The 18,237-nt window shown below is 68.2% G+C and carries 20 protein-coding genes; 6 read left to right on the plus strand and 14 right to left on the minus strand.

The genetic code is table 11. The features are described from left to right. The first annotated feature begins 111 nt into the window (after nucleotides 1-111). On the plus strand, nucleotides 112-1,710 hold the full coding sequence (locus GRI75_RS11270) for a sulfatase-like hydrolase/transferase (protein WP_160747082.1): 1,599 nt from the start codon (nucleotides 112-114) through the stop codon (nucleotides 1,708-1,710). Here the strand turns inward: GRI75_RS11270 and GRI75_RS11275 are convergent. The 6 genes from GRI75_RS11275 to GRI75_RS11300 form a co-directional block, all read right to left on the minus strand. Further along, nucleotides 1,668-3,023 carry a L,D-transpeptidase scaffold domain-containing protein gene (locus GRI75_RS11275; RefSeq protein ID WP_160747083.1) on the minus strand — a complete coding sequence of 452 codons (1,356 nt, stop codon included), beginning with the start codon at nucleotides 3,021-3,023 and terminating at the stop codon, nucleotides 1,668-1,670. The two genes, GRI75_RS11270 and GRI75_RS11275, sit on opposite strands and share 43 nt — an antisense overlap. A 24-nt stretch (nucleotides 3,024-3,047) precedes the next feature. Further along, nucleotides 3,048-3,623, minus strand: coding sequence for a hypothetical protein (locus GRI75_RS11280; RefSeq protein WP_160747084.1), 576 nt, complete (start codon nucleotides 3,621-3,623; stop codon nucleotides 3,048-3,050). 199 nt (nucleotides 3,624-3,822) lie between these two features. Then, nucleotides 3,823-4,527 (minus strand): energy transducer TonB, encoded by a 705-nt coding sequence (locus GRI75_RS11285; protein ID WP_160747085.1) that lies wholly within the window; start codon nucleotides 4,525-4,527, stop codon nucleotides 3,823-3,825. A gap of 56 nt (nucleotides 4,528-4,583) precedes the next feature. Next, a complete protein-coding gene (locus GRI75_RS11290) occupies nucleotides 4,584-5,807 on the minus strand; it encodes a zinc-dependent alcohol dehydrogenase (RefSeq protein ID WP_160747086.1) in 1,224 nt (407 codons plus the stop codon). A 1-nt stretch (nucleotide 5,808) separates the two neighbouring features. After that, complete coding sequence (locus tag GRI75_RS11295; RefSeq protein WP_160747087.1) at nucleotides 5,809-6,462, minus strand: SRPBCC family protein; 654 nt, start codon at nucleotides 6,460-6,462, stop codon at nucleotides 5,809-5,811. Nucleotides 6,463-6,592: 130 nt separating this feature from the next. Then, nucleotides 6,593-7,861: an aspartate kinase gene (locus GRI75_RS11300; protein ID WP_160747088.1), complete on the minus strand. Its 1,269-nt coding sequence runs from the start codon at nucleotides 7,859-7,861 to the stop codon at nucleotides 6,593-6,595. Between the two features lie 52 nt (nucleotides 7,862-7,913). Between GRI75_RS11300 and ubiG the strand changes: the two genes are divergently transcribed. Both ubiG and GRI75_RS11310 read left to right on the plus strand, forming a co-directional pair. After that, nucleotides 7,914-8,651 (plus strand): bifunctional 2-polyprenyl-6-hydroxyphenol methylase/3-demethylubiquinol 3-O-methyltransferase UbiG, encoded by a 738-nt coding sequence (gene ubiG, locus GRI75_RS11305; RefSeq protein ID WP_160747089.1) that lies wholly within the window; start codon nucleotides 7,914-7,916, stop codon nucleotides 8,649-8,651. Nucleotides 8,652-8,670: 19 nt separating this feature from the next. Next, nucleotides 8,671-9,561 (plus strand): bestrophin family protein, encoded by an 891-nt coding sequence (locus GRI75_RS11310; protein ID WP_160747090.1) that lies wholly within the window; start codon nucleotides 8,671-8,673, stop codon nucleotides 9,559-9,561. A gap of 165 nt (nucleotides 9,562-9,726) precedes the next feature. Here GRI75_RS11310 and GRI75_RS11315 read toward each other — a convergent pair whose 3' ends face one another. The 4 genes from GRI75_RS11315 to GRI75_RS11330 form a co-directional block, all read right to left on the minus strand. After that, the gene (locus GRI75_RS11315; RefSeq protein WP_160747091.1) at nucleotides 9,727-10,074 is read right to left on the minus strand and encodes an arsenate reductase; all 348 of its coding nucleotides are present in this window, start codon (nucleotides 10,072-10,074) and stop codon (nucleotides 9,727-9,729) included. Next, nucleotides 10,071-10,385 carry an antibiotic biosynthesis monooxygenase family protein gene (locus GRI75_RS11320; RefSeq protein ID WP_160747092.1) on the minus strand — a complete coding sequence of 105 codons (315 nt, stop codon included), beginning with the start codon at nucleotides 10,383-10,385 and terminating at the stop codon, nucleotides 10,071-10,073. Before GRI75_RS11320 ends, GRI75_RS11315 begins: the two co-directional genes overlap by 4 nt. 125 nt (nucleotides 10,386-10,510) lie before the next feature. Next, entirely contained in the window at nucleotides 10,511-10,984 is a 474-nt protein-coding gene (gene ruvC / locus GRI75_RS11325; protein WP_160747093.1) for a crossover junction endodeoxyribonuclease RuvC, read from the minus strand. Nucleotides 10,985-11,123: 139 nt separating this feature from the next. Further along, nucleotides 11,124-11,867 (minus strand): YebC/PmpR family DNA-binding transcriptional regulator, encoded by a 744-nt coding sequence (locus GRI75_RS11330; protein WP_160747094.1) that lies wholly within the window; start codon nucleotides 11,865-11,867, stop codon nucleotides 11,124-11,126. A 140-nt stretch (nucleotides 11,868-12,007) separates the two neighbouring features. Between GRI75_RS11330 and GRI75_RS11335 the strand changes: the two genes are divergently transcribed. Beyond that, on the plus strand, nucleotides 12,008-12,664 hold the full coding sequence (locus tag GRI75_RS11335) for a CPBP family glutamic-type intramembrane protease (RefSeq protein ID WP_160747095.1): 657 nt from the start codon (nucleotides 12,008-12,010) through the stop codon (nucleotides 12,662-12,664). A gap of 193 nt (nucleotides 12,665-12,857) precedes the next feature. Here the strand turns inward: GRI75_RS11335 and GRI75_RS11340 are convergent, their stop codons facing one another. Next, a complete protein-coding gene (locus tag GRI75_RS11340) occupies nucleotides 12,858-13,736 on the minus strand; it encodes an SDR family oxidoreductase (protein WP_160747096.1) in 879 nt (292 codons plus the stop codon). A 110-nt stretch (nucleotides 13,737-13,846) separates the two neighbouring features. Between GRI75_RS11340 and GRI75_RS11345 the strand changes: the two genes are divergently transcribed. Then, nucleotides 13,847-14,623, plus strand: a complete 777-nt coding sequence (locus GRI75_RS11345) for an exodeoxyribonuclease III (protein ID WP_160747097.1) — start codon at nucleotides 13,847-13,849, stop codon at nucleotides 14,621-14,623. Between the two features lie 18 nt (nucleotides 14,624-14,641). Here GRI75_RS11345 and GRI75_RS11350 read toward each other — a convergent pair whose 3' ends face one another. The 3 genes from GRI75_RS11350 to GRI75_RS11360 all read right to left on the minus strand — a co-directional run bounded on the left by GRI75_RS11350 (nucleotide 14,642) and on the right by GRI75_RS11360 (nucleotide 16,665). Continuing rightward, on the minus strand, nucleotides 14,642-15,877 hold the full coding sequence (locus GRI75_RS11350) for a cation:proton antiporter (RefSeq protein ID WP_160747098.1): 1,236 nt from the start codon (nucleotides 15,875-15,877) through the stop codon (nucleotides 14,642-14,644). A 125-nt stretch (nucleotides 15,878-16,002) separates the two neighbouring features. Next, entirely contained in the window at nucleotides 16,003-16,239 is a 237-nt protein-coding gene (locus GRI75_RS11355) for a DUF2312 domain-containing protein (protein WP_160747099.1), read from the minus strand. Between the two features lie 114 nt (nucleotides 16,240-16,353). Further along, nucleotides 16,354-16,665 carry a DUF1244 domain-containing protein gene (locus GRI75_RS11360; RefSeq protein ID WP_160747100.1) on the minus strand — a complete coding sequence of 104 codons (312 nt, stop codon included), beginning with the start codon at nucleotides 16,663-16,665 and terminating at the stop codon, nucleotides 16,354-16,356. 49 nt (nucleotides 16,666-16,714) lie between these two features. Here GRI75_RS11360 and pyk point away from each other — a divergent pair, with 49 nt between their 5' ends. Continuing rightward, nucleotides 16,715-18,178, plus strand: a complete 1,464-nt coding sequence (gene pyk / locus GRI75_RS11365; RefSeq protein WP_160747101.1) for a pyruvate kinase — start codon at nucleotides 16,715-16,717, stop codon at nucleotides 18,176-18,178. Nucleotides 18,179-18,237: the final 59 nt, after the last annotated feature.

An 18,237-nucleotide genomic window follows, 5' to 3' on the forward strand; every position in this document is an offset into this window, starting at 1 on the left:
CGCTTTAGAGTCCAGACACATAACGGGCAAGCGCACCGAACTTCGCCATGGAGGTTACGGTTTGGCAAGGTGACGGCGCTAGAACGGCGCTTCGCGAAGGAGCCGTGCCGAATGAAGTCGCCCGCTGGACCATCCGGCAGATCCGCATGGCTAGCGGCCGCTGCGCTCATGCTGTTCGGCCTGGGCTTCGCGCTGGCCGACCGCTTCCAGCTCACCCACGGCGTGCTCTACCGGGCGGCCGCCAACGACCCGGTATCCGCAGGGCGCAACCTGCTGTGGCTAGCGCTGCAGGCGCTGGCGCTGTTCGCCGCGATCGCGCTTGTCGGGCGGCGCATGTTCGCGGGGATCATGGTGCTGGCGGGCGCATCGATCCTGGTCAACCTGGCCTATGGGCAGACGCTTGGCGATACGGTCGATCCGGGCAAGCTGGCCTGGCTCGCCGCCGAGGCGAGGCAGGGCGGCAACGCCGCCGCCGAATTCACGGCGCCCCTGGTGCTCGCGGGACTGCAGGGGGCGGCGGCCGTCTTCCTGTTCATCGCCACGCGCCGGGCTCTGCACAAGGGCGGCTGGGTCTCCTCGCATCGGTTCGCCCCGGCCCTGGGGCTCGCGCTGCTGCTGTTGCCCAGCCTTGCCGCCGTTTCCCCGGCCGCGGCCGAGCGGAACGTCTACTCGGCGGCCGTAGCCCTCGCGCTGGCCGAGCCGCCCCCGCCGCGTGAGCCGGTCACGCTGGAACCGCAGTCCGCCGGCGCGCCGCGCCACATCGTCTGGCTGGTGGACGAAAGCGTGGCCCATGCCGCCTTCGCGGACCTGATCGCCCCGGAGCTCGCCCCCTTCCAGCCGATCGACTTCGGCGCTGCCGCCTCGCTCGCCCACTGCAGCGCACCGTCGAACCTCGCGCTGCGTTCCGGTGTGGACGTGCGCCGCGCAGGACCGCGCATGGATTTGCGGACAACCTCGTCGATCTGGGGCTATGCGCGCAAGTCCGGTTACCGCACGATCCTGATCGACGGCCAGACCACCGGCGCGCCGCAGAACCTGCTGCTGCAGCCGGAGCGCGCGTTGATCGACGAAGTCCGGAGCGCGGCGGGCGGTATCGACACGGACCGCGAGATCGCCCGCGCGCTCAATCGCCAGCTACGCACCGATGGCCGCACGTTCACCTATGCCGTGCTGCGCGGCGTGCACTTCCAGTACCGCGACCACTATCCTCCGGGTGCCATCCCCGCCGCCAGCCCGACCCGGCTGCATTACGAAACCGCGCTCACCCACTCCAAGGGAGGCTTCTTCGAAGTGCTCTTGGCCGGCGTCGACCGCGAGAACGTGGCGATCGTCTATACGTCCGACCACGGACAGAACCTCTCGGAAGGCGCACTGCCGCATTGCAGCCCGCAAGCCGTGGCCGACGAATTCCTCGTACCGCTGCTGGCGTTCCTGCCGGAGCGGCTTCGCGCGGCCTATGCGCAAGCGCCGCGCGCTGGCCATTCCGCGAGCCAGATCTTCCCGGCGACGCTGATCTGGATGGGGTACGATCCGGCGGCGGTCCAGCGGCGCTACGACAACGACCTCGGCGCCCCGACGGCCCGCTACGTCCAGTTCGATCGCAATGTCGTGCCGCTCAGCCCCGGCGAGGCCATCGGCATCCGGGTCGACGCACCGTTCCCCGTGGCTCAATCCGCCGCAGCGAGGCGCACGTCTTCGTCGAGGCCGTAGGGATCGTCGCGGAAGGCGATTGCCGTACCGTCCGGGGATGCGGTGAGGTAGGTGATGTAGATCGGCACGGGCTGGGAAAGCTTGACCAGCTGCTCGGCGTCCTTGACCTTGGAGGGCAGCGGCTTGCCCATCAGCCAGCGGTGCATCCGCTCGGCATCCTCGAGCCGCACGCAGCCGGAGCTGAGCTGCCGCTCCTTCAAGTTCATCAGGTGCTTGTCTGGCGTGTCGTGCAGGTAAATGCCCTGGGGATTTGGGAATTCGAACTTCACTTTGCCCATGAAGTTGTCCCCGCCCGGCAACTGCCGCACGTGCACGCTGGCGAGCCCCTCGCGCACGGCGTGCCAGTCGATCTCCTTGGGGTCGAGCGTCGGCGCGTCCTCGCGCCAGTCGGCCAGCACTTCGTAGCGGCCCTGCTTGAGATAGCTCAGCCCGCGCTCGATCACATTGGGCGCGATGGTGGTCTGCACCAGATCGTTGGGGATGTTCCAGTACGGGTTGAGGATGGCGTGGCGGATGTAACCGGACATGATCGGCGTCTGCAGGTCGGGCTTGCCGACTACGACTTTCATCGAATCGACCGGCCTGCCGTCCTCGTACATCCACAGACGGGCGCCGGCGGCATCGACCAGCACGTGGCGGCCTTCAGGGATCGCCGGGATCGCGCGGATCCGGTCGAGATTGCGCCAGATCTGCTGCCGTTCGCTCTCGCTGAAGCGCGGATTGCTCATCGCCTCGCGCATCGGTGCGTAGAGCGGATGCATCCAGCGCATTTCGGCGACGTACTGTTCGAGGGATTCCGCCCGCGCCGCGGTCTCCAGGGCCTCGCCGACGCTCGGCACGCTGGGGCGCAGGACCTCGTTCTCGTAGATCATGTCGCTGTGCTTCACCGCGCGCATCTGCCTGACATAGTCGGCGAACGCTTCGGAGAGGGCGACTTCCGCCTTCGCGGCGTCGTCTTCGTCGCCGCGCCGGGCGCGGTCGAGCAGCCTGGCCAGCTTGTCGGTCTCGAAGTCGTCGGGCTCGAGCCCGTCGAACTCCGCCGAGCGCAAACGCAAGAGCAGGAGCGTTGCCGCATCCGACGGGCGGCCCAGATCATCGACCCACAGGGGTTGGTTGTCGCGCGCGCGGTAGAAGGCCCGCAGGTCCTTGCCCACACGGTCGCCGATCTCTTCGCGAATCAGCGCCTGGGTGCTGCCGCTGGGCTCCTCGCGCCAGTCTTCCGATTGCGCGGCGGCCACGCCCGGCATTGGCGCGAGCAAAGCCGCCGCGAAGATCGGTAGAAGCAGGCGGAGTGCCCGCGTGGAACGCTTCATACTCCGCCTGCTCACTTCCATTCGTTACCCGCGTTCGCCCGTATAGGACGCCGGGACCGACTGCACCACGGGGCCGCCAGAGTAGTACTGGCCTTCGCGGATGTAGCCATCGACGCAGCCGTCGTTGTTCGAGTCGGCCCAGACGGCACCGGCGATACCGCCGACGGCAGCGCCGATCGCCGCACCCTCGAGTATTCCGAGGCCGCCGACGAGCGCGCCTGCGCCTGCACCCGCTGCGGCACCGAGACCGGCGCCAGTCACGGCCGAACCGCCGACGGACGGGCAGTTACGCGGCGCCATTCCGGCAGACTGGGTGGGAGCGCCCTCGTAGTACTGGCCATTGTAGACATAGCCATCGGCGCGGCCGTCGTTGTTGCGGTCGGCCCAGACTGCGCCGGCCAGACCGCCGACGGCAGCGCCGATCGCCGCGCCTTCGAGAACGCCAAGGCCGCCGATAGCGGCGCCCGCGCCGGCACCGAGGCCCGCGCCGATTGCTGCTCCGGTCCCGGCCGAAGCCAGCGTGTCGTCATTGGCAGTGGAAGTGCAGGCGGACAGGGGCAGTGCCGCCGCCGCCATCAGAGTGATTATTGCCTTGTTCACGATGCTTCTCCTTCGACGCGCCATCGGCTGCGGTACGCCGCCCCTCAGGCACAGGGATTGGCCTCCCGCGCTCCCAACGAAAAGACCTTCGCCGGGTTCCATACCCTGGGCGGATCGAAAGTTGCGCGGTGCCAACGCAAGCTGAACGCACCAAAGGCCGAATCAGGTCCAAGGCTCGCGCGGAGCCGAGCGCACGGGATCAGCGCGGCTCCCAGGTGAAATTCGTCCGCAGTTCGTATTCGACCGCCTGCCCCCGTGCGTCGCGCGCCGGCCTGAAGCGAAAGCGCTGCTCCACTAGGCGGCACGTCGCCCGATCGAAGACATCGAAGCCGCTCGACCGGACCACGCGGCAGCGGTCCACCGCACCGTCGATGCGGACCCGGAATGCGATGAACACCGTGCCGGCGGCGCCCGCCGGTGGGTTCGCCCTGGCATAGTCTGCATGGCTCAGCGCCCCGGCAATGCGGACGGGCGGGGTGAACCCGCCGCTGCCTGTGCCGCTGCCGCCCGCGCCCGCCCCGCGGCCGCTACCCTCGCCGCCCCGCCCTGCTCCCGATCCGGCGGCGACACCCGAACCGCTGCCGGAGTCGCTGCCCGGATCGGGCGAAACCTCGGCCGGCACGGGGGTCTGCAGCGGAGCCGGCGGCTCCGGCGGTGAGGGGGCGTCGTCACTTTCGCCGCGGCTCGGCGGCGCGGCGGCGCCTTCTTCCTCGTCGACCGGTGGAGGCGGCTCGGGCGGAAGCGGCTCCGTCGGCAAGACCGCCACGAGGTCGCCCTCGGGCTTTGGCGGGACCGACGGATCGGCGGCAAACAGGACCAGCAAGGCCACCGCCGCAACGTGCACTCCGACCGCCGCGGCCAAGCCAAGCGCACGGTTGCGGTTCCCCAGCGGTTGTACGGCCATCGCTCACCTGCTTGTGCTGGTGATTCAATGATCGATCGGCCCGCTGGGTCCGAGGTCTAGGCCTGCTGCGTCTCCTGCGCCTGGCCCGCACGCGCCGTACCGCGCTCCATACCGGGCCGCAGGATCACTTTGGTCCATTCGTCCTGCTTGTCGTGGAAGTTGCGGTATCCTTCCGCAGCATCCTCGAGCGGCAGGTGATGGCTGATCAGGAATGTCGTATCGAGTTCGCCCTTCTCGATCTTCTCCAGCAGCATCTTGGTGTACTTGTGGACATGGGTCTGCCCGGTGCGGACCTTCAGCGCTTTTTCCATCAGCGCGCCGGTCGGGAACTTGTCCGCCAGGCCGCCATAGACGCCGGGGATCGAAACGCGCCCGCCCTTGCGGCAGGCGAGGATCGCCTGGCGCAGCACGTGGGCGCGGTCGGCGCCGATGCCGACTTTCTGCTTCACCGCATCGGCCAGGTTGTCGGCGGCGAAGCCGTGCGCTTCCATGCCCACCGCGTCGATCACCGCGTCCACGCCGAGGCCGCCGCTCATCTCCATCAGCGCCTGCAGCACGTTGCTTTCGCGGAAGTTCACGATCTCAGCGCCGAGCTTCTTCGCCAGCTCCAGCCGGTGCGGGTAGTGATCGATCGCGATCACTTTGGCGGCGCCCATGGCGATCGCCGATTGCACCGCAAACAGGCCGACAGGGCCACAGCCCCACACCGCCACGGTGTCGTCCGGGCCGATCTCGGCGTACTCGGCCGCCTGCCAGCCGGTCGGCAGGATGTCGGTCAGGAACAGCACCTGGTCGTCGGTCAGGTGATCGGGCACGACCACCGGGCCGACGTCGCTGAACGGAACGCGGACATATTCCGCCTGCCCGCCGGAGTATCCGCCGGCGAGATGCGAGTAGCCGAAGATGCCGGTCAGCGGATGGCCGTAGAGCGGGGCGGTAAGGTCCTGCTTCTCCACCGGGTTGGAGTTCTCGCAGCAGGAGAACTGCTCGATCGTGCAGTGGAAGCACTGCCCACAGGCGATGGGGAAGGGCACGATCACCCGCTGCCCTTTCTGCAGCGTGCTGCCGGGGCCGGTCTCCACGACCTCGCCCATGAACTCGTGGCCCAGGATGTCGCCGGGCAGCACGCCGGGGATCACCCCGTCGTACAAGTGCAGGTCCGAACCGCAGATCGCGGTAGAGGTGATCTTCAGGATCGCGTCGCGCGGGTTGATGATCTCGGGATCGTCCACGGTCTCGACGCGGACGTCCTGGTGTCCTTGCCAGGTAAGGGCGCGCATCTCAGGCCTCCTCTTCCATCTTGGCTTTGCGGGTCTGGTCCTTGGTGCGCGCGGAGGTGGCGATCTCGCCGGTTTCCATCAGCATCTTGAAGCGCTTGAGATCGTGCCGCGACTGGATCTGCGGTTCGCGGCGGAAAGCCTTGGCGAAGATCCGCCCCATCGCCCCGGCCGGCGGCTTGTAGCCGATGATCAGCGAGACGCGCGTGCCCCGCGAGCCCGGAGCGTCGGTGAACGTCACCCGCCCGGTCGTCTCGATCTCGGAGCCCTCGACGGAGCGCCAGGCGATGACCTCGCTCTTGCGGTCCTCGGCCACTTCGGTGACCACGTCCACCATGTGCCCTGCCGGCGCGCGGATGCGCCAGTTCGCCTTGTCCTGCCCTTCGACAGGGCGGACCTCGAGCAGGTTCTCCATGAACTTCGGCAGGTTCTGGAAGTCGCGCCAGTGGTCGTAGAGTTCCTGCCGAGGCTTGCCGATGGTGACGGTGCAGCCTTCGACGTCCATCTCGCCGGAAGCATGGCGCCCGGTGTAGTCGGGCGCATCGTCGGGTGAGGGCTTGGTGGCCCTGGCGCGGGCGGTCAGCAGCGCGCCGACGCCGACCGCGCCGAGCGTCAGGGCCAGGCCGACGGCCTTCTTCGCCGTGGAGTTGTGGTTCATCGGTTGATCTCCCAGTGCTGGCTGACCAACACGCCGGATCGATCATCCGTTCCGGCAGATCACCGTGAGCAGAGTGCGCCCTGCCCGGACGCGCCGGGCAGAGTGCATAGTCGGAACGTCGGCCCGCCGATTAGGCGGCTGCGTCTTCCGCATCGAGACCGTAGGCCGTGTGCAGCACGCGAACTGCGAGTTCGGTCTCGTCCTCGTCGATCAGCACCGAGACCTTGATCTCGGAAGTGGAGATCGCCTGGATGTTGATCCCACGGTCGGCGAGCGCCTTGAACATCGTCGCCGCGACGCCCGCGTGGCTCTTCATGCCGACGCCGACGACCGAGATCTTGGCCACTTTGCTGTCGGTGATGATGCGGTTGAAGCCGATCTGCTCGCGCTTGTCCTCGAGCAGAGCCTGCGCGCGGACGAGATCGGCCTGGGGCACGGTGAAGGTCACGTCGGTCTCGCCCTTCTCGCGGCCGACGTTCTGGATGATCATGTCGACGTTGATCGAAGCCTGGGCGAGCGGCTCGAAGATATGCGCCACCGCGCCGGGCTTGTCCGGCACACGGGTGAGCACGACGCGCGCCTCGTTCTTGTCGTGGGCGATGCCGGTGACCAGTTGGCGTTCCATGTCGATACCTTCCATTTCCTCATCGGAGACGATCATCGTGCCGGGCAGATCATCGGCGGGCGGGGCATCGTCGCCGATAAAGCTGGAGAGCACCTGCACGCGCACGCCGCGCTTCATCGCCAGGCTGACCGAGCGGGTCTGCAGCACTTTGGCGCCGACCGAGGCCAGCTCGAGCATTTCTTCGTAAGTGACGTACTTCAGCTTGCGGGCGCGGGCGACGATCCGCGGGTCGGTGGTGTAGACGCCGTCGACGTCGGTGTAGATGTCGCAGCGGTCGGCCTCGACCGCCGCCGCCACGGCCACTGCCGAAGTGTCGGACCCGCCGCGCCCCAGCGTGGTGATGCGCCCGGCGTCGGACACACCCTGAAAGCCGGGGATGACGGCGATCTCGCCGGCCCTCATCGCGGCGATCAGGGCTGCGGAATCGATGTCCGCCACCCGCGCGTTGGCATGGGCCTCGACCGTGCGGACCGGCAGCTGCCAGCCGAGCCAACTGCGCGCCTTGCAGCCCATCGCCTGCAGGGTGAGCGCAAGCAGGCCGCTGGTGACCTGTTCGCCGCTGGCCACGACGACGTCGTATTCGGCCGGATCGTAGAGCGGATTGGCCTCGCGGCAGAAGTTGACCAGGCGGTCGGTCTCGCCCGCCATCGCGCTGACGACCACGGCCACTTCGTGCCCGGCAGCCTGCTGCTTGCGGACGATCTGCGCCACGCGCCGGATGCGCTCGGTCCCGGCCATGGACGTGCCGCCGAATTTCATCACGATGCGGGCCACGTGTCTAGTTCCCCTGCTGGCAAGCGGTGTCGCGCGCTGTTAGGGACAGCGAATGTCCGATGCAACTGTAACTGCGGCAACCATCCGCCCGGAAGAAGCGGCCCATTTCGGCAAGCTGGCGAAGGACTGGTGGGACCCGAAAGGCTCCTCCGCGATGCTCCACCGGCTGAACCCGGTGCGGCTCGCCTTCCTGCGCGAGGCGATCGACGGCCACTGGGGCGGCGACACCGAGAATGTGAAGCCGCTGGCGGGCAAGACCGCGCTCGATGTCGGCTGCGGCGCCGGGCTGCTGACGGAGCCGCTCGCTCGGCTCGGGGCGCAAGTTACCGGCGTCGACGCGGCGGCGGAGAACGTCACCGCCGCGCAGATGCACGCGGCGGGGTCGGGCCTCTCGATCGACTACCGCCACGGGGAGCTCGCACGGCTCGGACTCGGGCAGTTCGACCTCGTCACCACGATGGAAGTGATCGAGCACGTCGCGGACAAGGCCGCCTTCGTGGCCGAAATGGCGCGGCACCTCGCCCCCGGCGGGCTGATGGTGCTCTCCACCCCCAACCGCACGCCGCGGTCGCGCCTGCTGATGATCGGCCTCGCCGAGACGGTCGGTGCCATTCCGCGCGGCACGCACGAGTGGGACGATTTCGTCACGCCCGACGAGCTGCGCGAGTTGCTCGGCGCAGCGGGGCTGGAGATGGGTCCGCCGCGCGGGATCGCCTATTCGCCGCTCAGGGGCCTGCACCTTTCGAGCGACCTTTCGCTCAACTACCTGGTCACCGCACGGGCGGCCTGAACCCCGCCCCTCCCGCATCATGATCGTCCGCGACACGCCCCGCCCGCTCGACCTGATCTTCGCCTTGCGCGGATCGATCGTGCCGGCGATCGCCCCGCGCATCGCGGTGCTGATGCTGTTCGCGGCGCTGATGGTGGCGGTGCAGGAGCGCTTCGGCTTCCTGCCGTCGGTCGGCGGCCTCGCCTTCACCGTGTTCGGCATCGCGCTGTCGCTGTTCCTCGGCTTCCGCAACAACGCGGCGTACGAACGCTGGTGGGAAGCGCGCAAGCTGTGGGGCGGGCTGCTGGCGGACTTGCGCTCCTTCGCCCGCGAGGTGGACCTGTTCGTCACCGACCCGGTGCTGCGCGCGCCGATGCTGCGGCAGGCGCTCGCCTTCCTCCACCTGCACCGCGCCAACTTGCGCGGCCTGAAGGACGATCCGGCCGCACGCCAGCTCGGCGGAGAGCTGGCCGATGCTGCGCACCCGCCCGACGCCGCGCTAGACGCGCTCGCCGCGCAGCTCGCGGCGGCGCAGCGCGGCGGAGCTGTCGACGGCTTCGGGATGCGCGCCCTGGCGGAGCGGCTCGGCAGCATGGCCCTGCAGCAGGCCGGCTGCGAGCGCATCGCCGTCACCCCGCTGCCCTACGTCTATTCGCTGCTGGTCTACCGCACGACCTATCTGTTCTGCCTGATGCTGCCGCTGGCCCTGATCGGGCCGGCCGGATGGCTGGCGCCGGTCTTCGTCGGCATCGTCGCCTACGTCTTCCTCGGCCTCGCGGAAGTGACGGAAGAGCTGAGCCATCCGTTCGGCCTCACCGCCAACGGCTTGCCGCTCGACGCCATCTGCCGCCAGGCGGAGATCAGCTTTGCCCCGCACCTTGGCGAACCAGCGCCGGAGCCGCTGCAGCCGCGCGACTATTTCCTAAGCTGAGCGGGCAGTCCGATCGCCAACCCAATCCTCCCCGGGACGGGGGGGGGGGGGGGGGGGGGACCATGCGAAGCATGGTGGAGGGGGCCCGCCGCAGGCACGACGCACCAGGAGGCGGGCCCCCTCCGTCAGCCCTACGGGCTGCCACCTCCCCGTCCCGGGGAGGATTTAGAGGAGGGCCGCTTCCCACTCCGCCGGATCGAAGCCGACCAGCAGCCCGCCCGGGTACTCCACGACGGGCCGCTTGATGGCGGACGGATACGCCTCCATCAGCGATACTGCCTTCGCCGGGTTAAGATCGGCCTTGTCGGCCTCGCCCAGCTTGCGGAAGGTCGTGCCGCGCCGGTTGAGCACCGTCTCCCAGCCCGCCTCCTCCACCCACCGGCGCAGCTTGGCCGGATCGGCGCCCTGCTTCTTGTAGTCGTGGAAGCTGTATTCGACGCACATTTCGTCGAGCCACTTGCGCGCCTTCTTCACCGTGTCGCAGTTGGGGATGCCGTAGACGGTAACGCTCATTCGTGGTCCTTGAGAGTGAAGTGGTGGATGCGCGGGTCGGCGCAGGCGAACATGGTGTAGCTCTCGTAATAGGCCGACCGGCCGCGCTGCTGCGCCGCCCGATGTTCGGCCACCCTGCCCCATCCTCGGGACGAGGCTTCGTCCTGCCATTCGGACAGAGCGATCACCTCGCCATCTTCGGAAGCATAGGACTTGAACGAGAGGAACCCCGGCTGGGCACGGGCGAGTTCCTCCATCCGCTCGGCCTCCGCATCGTAAGCGGCCTGGTCGATATCGCCGCGCTTGCGGTTGCGGAAGACGACCAGGAACATCAGCTACCCCCTAAACCAAAACCGTTCGGGCTGAGCTTGTCGAAGCCCCGCTTTTCTTCAGCGCCGCGCTAGAGGAAAAAGCGGCCCTTCGACAAGCTCAGGGCGAACGGGGAGAGCCAGGCTGACTAGCGGCCTCCCAAATGCGCATCGGCGATCGCCACGGCGAGCGCGTCGGCGGCGTCGGCCCCGCCGATCACCGCGCCGGGCAGCAGCACTTTCAGCATCGCCTGGACTTGCGTTTTCTCCGCCGCGCCGGTGCCGACGATCGCCTTTTTCACCAGCCGCGCCGCGTGCTCGGAAACCGGCAGCGAGGCGCGCCCGCAGGCCGCCAGCACAGCGCCGCGCGCCTGGGCGAGCTTGAGCGTCGACTGCGGGTTCTTGTTGGCGAAGACTTCCTCCGCCGCCGCCCGGTCGGGCCGGTAGGCGCCGATCACGGCGAAGATCGCGTCGTGCAGGTGGTGCAGGCGTTCAGCCATCGGCGCCTTGGGGTCGGTCGCGACTTGCCCGTTGGCGACGTGCGCCAGCCGCGATCCCTCTGCCCGCACGATGCCCCAGCCGGTACAGCTCAGCGAGGGGTCGAGGCCGAGGATCAGCGTCACAATTCCTCCCCGGCACGGGGAGGGGGACCATGACGCGAAGCGGCATGGTGGAGGGGGCCCTGCCACAAGCACCGCGCTGGCGGAGGACCTCCTCCACCACTCGCTGCGCGAGCGGTCCCCCTCCCCGTGCCGGGGAGGATCAGGAAAGCTTCTCCATCACCTCGTCGGAGACTTCGTAATTGCCCCAGACGGTCTGCACGTCGTCGTCGTCCTCGAGCGCATCGACCAGCTTGAACAGGGTCTGCGCGTCGCCTTCGCTCACTTCCACGGTGAGGTTCGGCTTCCACGCGAGCTTGACGCCCTGCGGCTCGCCGAGGGTCTTCTCCAGCGCGGCGGCGACTTCGTGCAGGGCTTCCATCTCGGTCCAGATGGTGTGGCCGTCTTCCGAGCTTTCGACATCGTCGGCGCCGGCTTCGATCGCGGCTTCGAGGACCTGTTCCTCGCCGCCCGCGCTGGCCGGGTATTCGATCATGCCCTTGCGTTCGAAGCCGTGGCTGACCGCGCCGGTCGCGGCCAGGTTACCGCCGTTCTTGCTGAACGCGGTACGCACGTTGGTGGCGGTACGGTTGCGGTTGTCGGTCAGCGCCTCGACGATCAGCGCGACACCGCCGGGGCCATAGCCTTCGTAGCGGATTTCCTCGTACTCATCGCCTTCGTTGGCGCTGGCCTTGTCGATCGCCCGCTGGATGTTGTCCTTGGGCATCGACATCGCCTTGGCGTTGTTCACCGCCAGGCGCAGGCGCGGGTTCATGTCGGGGTCGGGCATGCCCGACTTCGCCGCGACGGTGATTTCGCGCGAGAGCTTGGAGAAGGCCGCCGAGCGCTTCTTGTCCTGCGCGCCCTTGCGATGCATGATGTTCTTGAATTTGGAATGGCCGGCCATTGGGTGGTCTCGTTCCCGTCTTGATCGTGATTTCAGGGGGCCGCATTAGCCTTATGACAGGGCAACCCACAAGCCTCGGCTTGGCGTCGCGCGCGCCGGGCGAATGGCGATCGTTCGCGGCCTTCTTGCGCCGGCCGGCCTTGCCGGACCGAGCGAGCCGGCCGGGGCCGGCGGCATTCCGCGGGCTGGCCCAGTTGCTGGCACTCGACCTGCTGCTGATGGCGGTCCTGATCGGCGGGATGGCTGCCCTGACCGCGCTGGGCCTCAGGCTGCCCGGGCACTTGCTGCAAGACCTGGAGTTAAGCCTGCCGCTGATCGCTCTGATCGTAGTCGGCGCGCCGTTGGGCGAGGAGTTGGTGTTCCGCGGCTGGCTATCGGGACGGCCCGGACACGTGGGGGCCTCGCTGGCGATCCTTGCCGCCGCGGTACTGGGCTGGGCGGCGCTGCTGCTGCTTCCCGGGGCGCGCGGCGCATTCGCTCTCCTGGCGCTGGCGGTGATCGGCACGATCGCCGCCGCTATCCTGCTGTGGCGCAAGCGAAGGCGGCCGCCGATGGCCTTGTTCGCGCGCCACGCCCGCTGGTTCTACCTGTTCAGCGCACTGGCGTTCGCGAGCGTCCACCTCGCCAACTTCACGGAAGGGAACGCCGCGATCCTCCTCCCGCTGACGCTGCCGCAGTTCCTGCTCGGCCTGATCCTCGGCTACGCGCGCGTCACCTTCGGCCTATGGGCCGGCATCCTGCTGCACGCCTTGCACAACACGCTGTTCATCAGCCTGGTACTCGCGGGCGCGGGGTAGGAAAGATCCTCCCATGTAAACCGCTCGCCTCCGCCAGAACTTCGCGCGCGGCGAGATGGATCCTGAAACGAGTTCAGGATGACGAGGGTTTCCAGGACGGCCCCATCACTCATCGTCACCCTGAACTCGTTTCAGGGTCCATGTGGCAGGCAGCGCAGGAGCCTGCTGGCAGGCACCGGTAGCCCAGATCCCCCTAGCTTCCCACAATCGTTCCACCGTTCGGGTGGAGGACCTGGCCGGACATGTAGCTCGAATCCTCGCAGGCCAGGAACAGGAAGCTCGGCGCCACTTCGTTCGGCTGTCCGACGCGGCCGATCGGGGTGTCCTCGCCGAAGTGCTCGACCTTCTCCGGCGGAGCGCCGCCGAAGGGATTGAGCGGGGTCCAGATCGGGCCCGGCGCGACGCCGTTTACGCGGATGCCGTCCTTGATCAGGCTTTCCGAGAGCGAGCGCGTGAAGGCCACGATGGCGCCTTTAGTGGCGCTGTAGTCGAGCAGCCCGGCGGAGCCTTTGTACATCGTTACGCTGGTGCAATTGATGATCGCCGCACCCTTCTTGAGATGCGGGCGGGCCGCCTTCACGAGGTAGAACATCGAGAAGATGTTGGTCTGGAAGGTGCGCTGCAACTGCTCGACGGTGATGTCGGTGACGTCTTTGTCCGGGTGCTGCTCCCCGGCGTTGTTGACCAGCACGTCGAGCCGCCCCCACTTCTCGATCACTTTGTCGACCAATCCCTGGCAGACGTCTGGTTCGCCGAGATCGCCCGGATGGAGCAGCGCCTCGCTGCCCTCCGCCTCGATGGCGTCGGCGGTGATCCGCGCGTCGTCGTCTTCCTCGAGATAGGCGATCGCGACTTTGGCGCCCTCGCGCGCGAACAGCACCGCCGTCGCGCGGCCGATGCCGCTGTCGCCGCCGGTGACGATCGCCACTTTGCCGGCAAGGCGGCCCGATCCGGGGTAGCGCGGCTGCCACTCGGGCTTGGGGTCGAGCTCGGTCTCGTGGCCGGGAAGTCGCGGCTCCTCGCCGATCTCCTCGACATAGGCCCGCTCGACCGGCTTGGTGTCGTCCGCCATGACGCTGTCCTTCCGCAATGGGTTTGCAGCCGGAATGAGCGGGACTGGCGAGCGTTCCGGCAAAAGCTCCCGCCTGTGGAGCGGATGCAGGTCTGGCGCATTTGTCTGCCGTGAAGATCGCCACTTACAACGTGAACGGCGTGAACGGCCGCCTGCCGGTGCTCCTCAGGTGGCTCGAACAGCGGCAGCCGGAGATCGTCTGCCTGCAGGAGCTGAAGGCGCCGGACGAGCGCTTCCCTATCGATGCGATCCGCCGCGCCGGCTACGACGCGATCTGGCACGGCCAGCCGCGCTGGAACGGGGTCGCGATCCTCAGCCGGATCGGCGAGATTCACGAGACCCGCCGGCGGCTGCCCGGCGAAGGCGAGGACGCGCAGAGCCGCTATCTCGAAGCGGCGGTAAACGGGGTCCTGATCGCCGGGCTCTACCTGCCGAACGGCAACCCGCGCCCGGGGCCCAAGTTCGACTACAAGATGCTGTGGTTCGAGCGGCTGATCGCCCATGCGCGGGAGCTGCTCGACAGCGGGCTGCCGGTGATCCTGGCGGGGGACTTCAACGTCATGCCGACGGAACGGGACGTCTACAAGCCGGAGCGCTGGGTGGACGACGCGCTGTTCGCGCCCGAAGCCCGCGAGGCCTGGTTCCGCCTCGTCGGCCAGGGCTGGACCGATGCCGTGCGGCATCTGCATCCGGACGAGACGGTCTATACCTTCTGGAAGTACTTCCGGAACGCGTTCGTGCGGAATGCCGGCCTGCGGATCGACCATTTCCTGCTGAGCCCGGGGCTCGTCGACCGGCTGGTCCGGGCGGAAGTGGACCTGGAACCGCGCGGCTGGGACAAGACCAGCGACCACGCCCCTGCGTGGATAGAGCTGGCTGCCGGATAGCAGCTGCCTAGCGCTCCGCTACTGTGGCTGGCCGGTGGCCTGCTCGACCGCGATGCCGGCGGTGAGCCCGTGGATCGCCGTCGAAAGCACGATCGCGAAAGCGACCGTCGCCCACAGCGCGCCTTCATCGACCAGTTCGACGTGGTGCCCGGCATAGGCGAGGTAGTAGATCGAACCGATCCCGCGAACGCCATAGAACGCGACGACCGCGCGTGAGCGCCAGCCAAGGTCGGTTCCCCACAGCACGAACCACGCGGCTACCGGTCGGATGACGAAGATCAGGGCGAGCCCGATCACGGCCTGGGGCCAGCCGAAGTGGGGCCACAGGCTCGGCAGCGCCGCACCCAGGGCGACGAGCAGAATCGCCGTCAGCGTATGCTCGAGCGACTGGCTGAAATCGTGCAGGCGCTCGTGAAACCGGTCCTCCGACTCCTCCCGCCGCAGCACCAGCCCCGCCACGAAAGCGGCGATGAAGCCGTAGCCTTCCAGCAGCTCGGTAAAGCCGTAAGCGAAGATCACCCCGGCGAAGGCGACGACGCCGGTCTGGGTCTTGGACAGCGAATTCTCGCGCGGCCAGTCGAACAGCACATGGCCGAGCAGCCATCCGCTGGCAGCGCCGCCGGCAGCGCCGACAACGATCCGGTAGATCACGTCACGCAGCGCCCATTCCAGGAACAGGCCGGACGTCAGCACCCCCGCCGTGGCGACCAGCACGCCGAGGTGCACGAAAGGAAACGCCAGTCCGTCGTTGAGGCCCGCTTCCGTCGTCAGGGCGTAGCGGACCGGGTGCTCTCCGCCTTCCAGAGGCGGGCCGACCTGCACGTCGCCGGCCAGCACCGGATCGGTGGGAGAGAGGATCGCCCCGAGCAGAAGGCCGCCGGCGAGCGTCAGCCCGGCAAGCCACCAGCCGACGAAGGCGAGCGCGATGATCGTGGCCGGCATGGCGAGCACGAGCAGGCGGATCGTCGGCTTCCACAACCCGTGGCCGGTCAGCTTGTCGATTCTGAGGCCGGTGCCGAACAGGCCGATGATGACGCAGAGCTCCGCCGTCACTTCCCACAGGCGCGGCGCACTGGTGGGGTCGATCGCCGCGGGCATGCCCGGCACCCAGGAGAACGCCGCCAGGCCGGTCAGGACCAGGAGCGCCGAGGCCGCCGGCTCGCGGCCGGAGAAGAACCTCGGCCACCAGTAGGAGGCGATGATGGCCGAACCCGCCGCGGCGAGCAGGACATGGTAGGGATCAAGCTCGAACAAACGGCCTCGCTGCACTGGAGCGGAATTGCCCGCCAGGCAGGCAACTCCCCAGCCGGCCGAAGTGTCCTCCGGCGCAGCGAGCGCGGCGGCCTTTCGGCCGGGCCGCGCTCTTCAGCGGAAGGCGCTCAGCCGAGGCCCAGCGCGGCCTTGTAGGTGTCGAGGATCGCTTCCATCTCGGCGCGGTCGTCGGGCTTCATCTTACGCAGGCGGACGATCTGGCGCATGATCTTGACGTCGTACCCGACGGCCTTGGCCTCGGCATAAACGTCGCGGATATCGTCGGAGATACCCTTCTTCTCTTCTTCGAGACGTTCGACGCGTTCGATCAGCAGGCGCAGGCGGTCGTCGGTGGATTCGGCCATGAATAGCTCCGGTCAGTAAGGTGGGAATCGGGTTCCCGCGGCTGATAGCGGCGCGCGCCGGACCGGTGAAGGCGGCTATCCACAACCTGCGGCCACAACCTGCGGAGGTACGGATCAGGTCCCTTGGTTCCGCGCCAGGCTCGCCTCCATGCGAGCGATCTGTTCCGGCGTCGCCTCCCCCTGGAAGTTGGCCTTCCATTCGGACATGGGCATGCCGTGGATCAGTTCGCGGGCGTCGGTCTTGTCGCCTTCGTAACCGGCATCGCGGATCCAGTCGGCGAGGCAGTTGCGGCAGAAGCCGGCGAGGCCCATCAGCTCGATGTTCTCCGCATCGTGCCGGTGGCGCAAGTGCCGCACGAGCCGGCGGAAAGCGGCGGCGGCGACGGCGTCCGGAAGGGCGTCGAGCGGATCGGGTCGGTCGGTCATGTCGCATGTGTCCTTGTCTTGTCGCGCGGCTCTGGCATAGCGCGGCGCCATGTCAAAGCCTCACTCGCCCAAGCTGAATCCGCGCGGTCGCAAGATCAAGATCCTCGCCACGGTCGGACCGGCCAGCGCCGATCCCGACATGCTCCGCCGCCTGCTGCGCGCCGGGGCAGATGCCTTCCGCGTCAACCTCAGCCACGGCGACCACGCGACTCATGCCGAGACGATCAAGAACGTCCGCGCGCTGGAGAAGGAGTTCAACCGCCCGATCACCGTGCTGTGCGACCTGCAGGGCCCGAAGCTGCGCGTCGGTTCGTTCAAGGATGGCGAAGCGCGCATCCCCCACGGCGGCCGCTTCACGCTGGACCGTAACGAGACGCCGGGCGACGAGACCCGCGTGTTCCTGCCGCACCCGGAGCTGTTCGGGCTGATGGCCAAAGGCCACCGGCTGCTGATCAACGACGGTAAGATCCGCCTGCGGGTGGAGACGGCCGATGCCGAGGCGATCGTCTGCACGGCGGAGATCGGCGGTGTGATCTCCGACCGCAAGGGCGTCAACGTGCCCGACGCGGAAGTGCCGATCCCGGCGCTGACCGATAAGGACCGCCGCGATCTCGCCTTCGCGATGGAGCACGGCGCCGACTGGATCGGCCTCAGCTTCGTCCAGCGGCCGGAGGATCTCGCCGAGGCGCGCAGGCTGATGCACGGCCGTGGTGCGCTTTGCGCCAAGATCGAGAAGCCGCAGGCGATCAAGCGGCTCGATGCGATCCTCGAGCTGGCCGACGGCGTCATGGTCGCCCGCGGGGACCTGGGCGTCGAGCTCAATCCCGAGGAAGTGCCGCCACTGCAGAAGCGGATCGTCTATGCCGCGCGCAGCCTGGGCAAGCCGGTGATCGTGGCGACGCAGATGCTCGAATCGATGATCGAGAGTCCGGCGCCGACCCGCGCCGAAGTGTCCGACGTGGCCAACGCCGTCTACGACGGCGCCGACGCGATCATGCTTTCGGCCGAGACCGCAGCGGGCATGTGGCCGGAAGAGGCGGTGGCGATGATGGACCGCATCGCCGTCCAGGTCGAAAACGACGAAAGCTACGCAGCGCGGGTCCACTTCCACGAAACGATCCCCGACACGACCACGGCCGATGCGATCAGCCACGCCTGCATGACCATGGCCGCCACATTGCCGATCAAGGCGGTGGTGGTGTTCACCGATTCGGGCTCGACCGCCCGACGCGTGGCTCGCGAGCGCCCGCAGACCCCGCTGATGGTGCTGACGCCTTCGGTCAAGACGGCGCGCCGCGTGGCTCTGCTGTGGGGCGCCCATGCGGTGACCACGCGCGACATCGGCAGCTTCGAGGAGATGGTCGCCAAGGGCAAGCGCATGGCCCTGCGGCACGGCTTCGGCCAGGCGGGATCGAAGCTGATCATGGTCGCCGGCGTGCCCTTCGGCGTCCCGGGTGCGACCAACCTGATGCATGTCGTCACCCTCAGCGGCGACGAGCTGGACGGGCGCTGATCCCGCAAAAGCGCGGTAATCGCATTTCCTTGGCCGTGCCGCTTGCGGGGGGACAACCC

The organism is Croceibacterium soli (assembly GCF_009828065.1).
Taxonomy (GTDB): Bacteria; Pseudomonadota; Alphaproteobacteria; order Sphingomonadales; family Sphingomonadaceae; genus Croceibacterium_B; species Croceibacterium_B soli.

Coding starts and splice junctions, on each gene's coding strand:
- GRI75_RS11270 (WP_160747082.1), top strand. CDS start 112: ATGAAGTCGCCCGCTGGACCATCCGGCAGATCCGCATGGCTAGCGGCC.
- GRI75_RS11275 (WP_160747083.1), bottom strand. CDS start 3,023: ATGAAGCGTTCCACGCGGGCACTCCGCCTGCTTCTACCGATCTTCGCG.
- GRI75_RS11285 (WP_160747085.1), bottom strand. CDS start 4,527: ATGGCCGTACAACCGCTGGGGAACCGCAACCGTGCGCTTGGCTTGGCC.
- GRI75_RS11290 (WP_160747086.1), bottom strand. CDS start 5,807: ATGCGCGCCCTTACCTGGCAAGGACACCAGGACGTCCGCGTCGAGACC.
- GRI75_RS11295 (WP_160747087.1), bottom strand. CDS start 6,462: ATGAACCACAACTCCACGGCGAAGAAGGCCGTCGGCCTGGCCCTGACG.
- ubiG (WP_160747089.1), top strand. CDS start 7,914: ATGTCCGATGCAACTGTAACTGCGGCAACCATCCGCCCGGAAGAAGCG.
- GRI75_RS11310 (WP_160747090.1), top strand. CDS start 8,671: ATGATCGTCCGCGACACGCCCCGCCCGCTCGACCTGATCTTCGCCTTG.
- GRI75_RS11315 (WP_160747091.1), bottom strand. CDS start 10,074: ATGAGCGTTACCGTCTACGGCATCCCCAACTGCGACACGGTGAAGAAG.
- GRI75_RS11320 (WP_160747092.1), bottom strand. CDS start 10,385: ATGTTCCTGGTCGTCTTCCGCAACCGCAAGCGCGGCGATATCGACCAG.
- GRI75_RS11330 (WP_160747094.1), bottom strand. CDS start 11,867: ATGGCCGGCCATTCCAAATTCAAGAACATCATGCATCGCAAGGGCGCG.
- GRI75_RS11340 (WP_160747096.1), bottom strand. CDS start 13,736: ATGGCGGACGACACCAAGCCGGTCGAGCGGGCCTATGTCGAGGAGATC.
- GRI75_RS11355 (WP_160747099.1), bottom strand. CDS start 16,239: ATGGCCGAATCCACCGACGACCGCCTGCGCCTGCTGATCGAACGCGTC.
- GRI75_RS11360 (WP_160747100.1), bottom strand. CDS start 16,665: ATGACCGACCGACCCGATCCGCTCGACGCCCTTCCGGACGCCGTCGCC.
- pyk (WP_160747101.1), top strand. CDS start 16,715: ATGTCAAAGCCTCACTCGCCCAAGCTGAATCCGCGCGGTCGCAAGATC.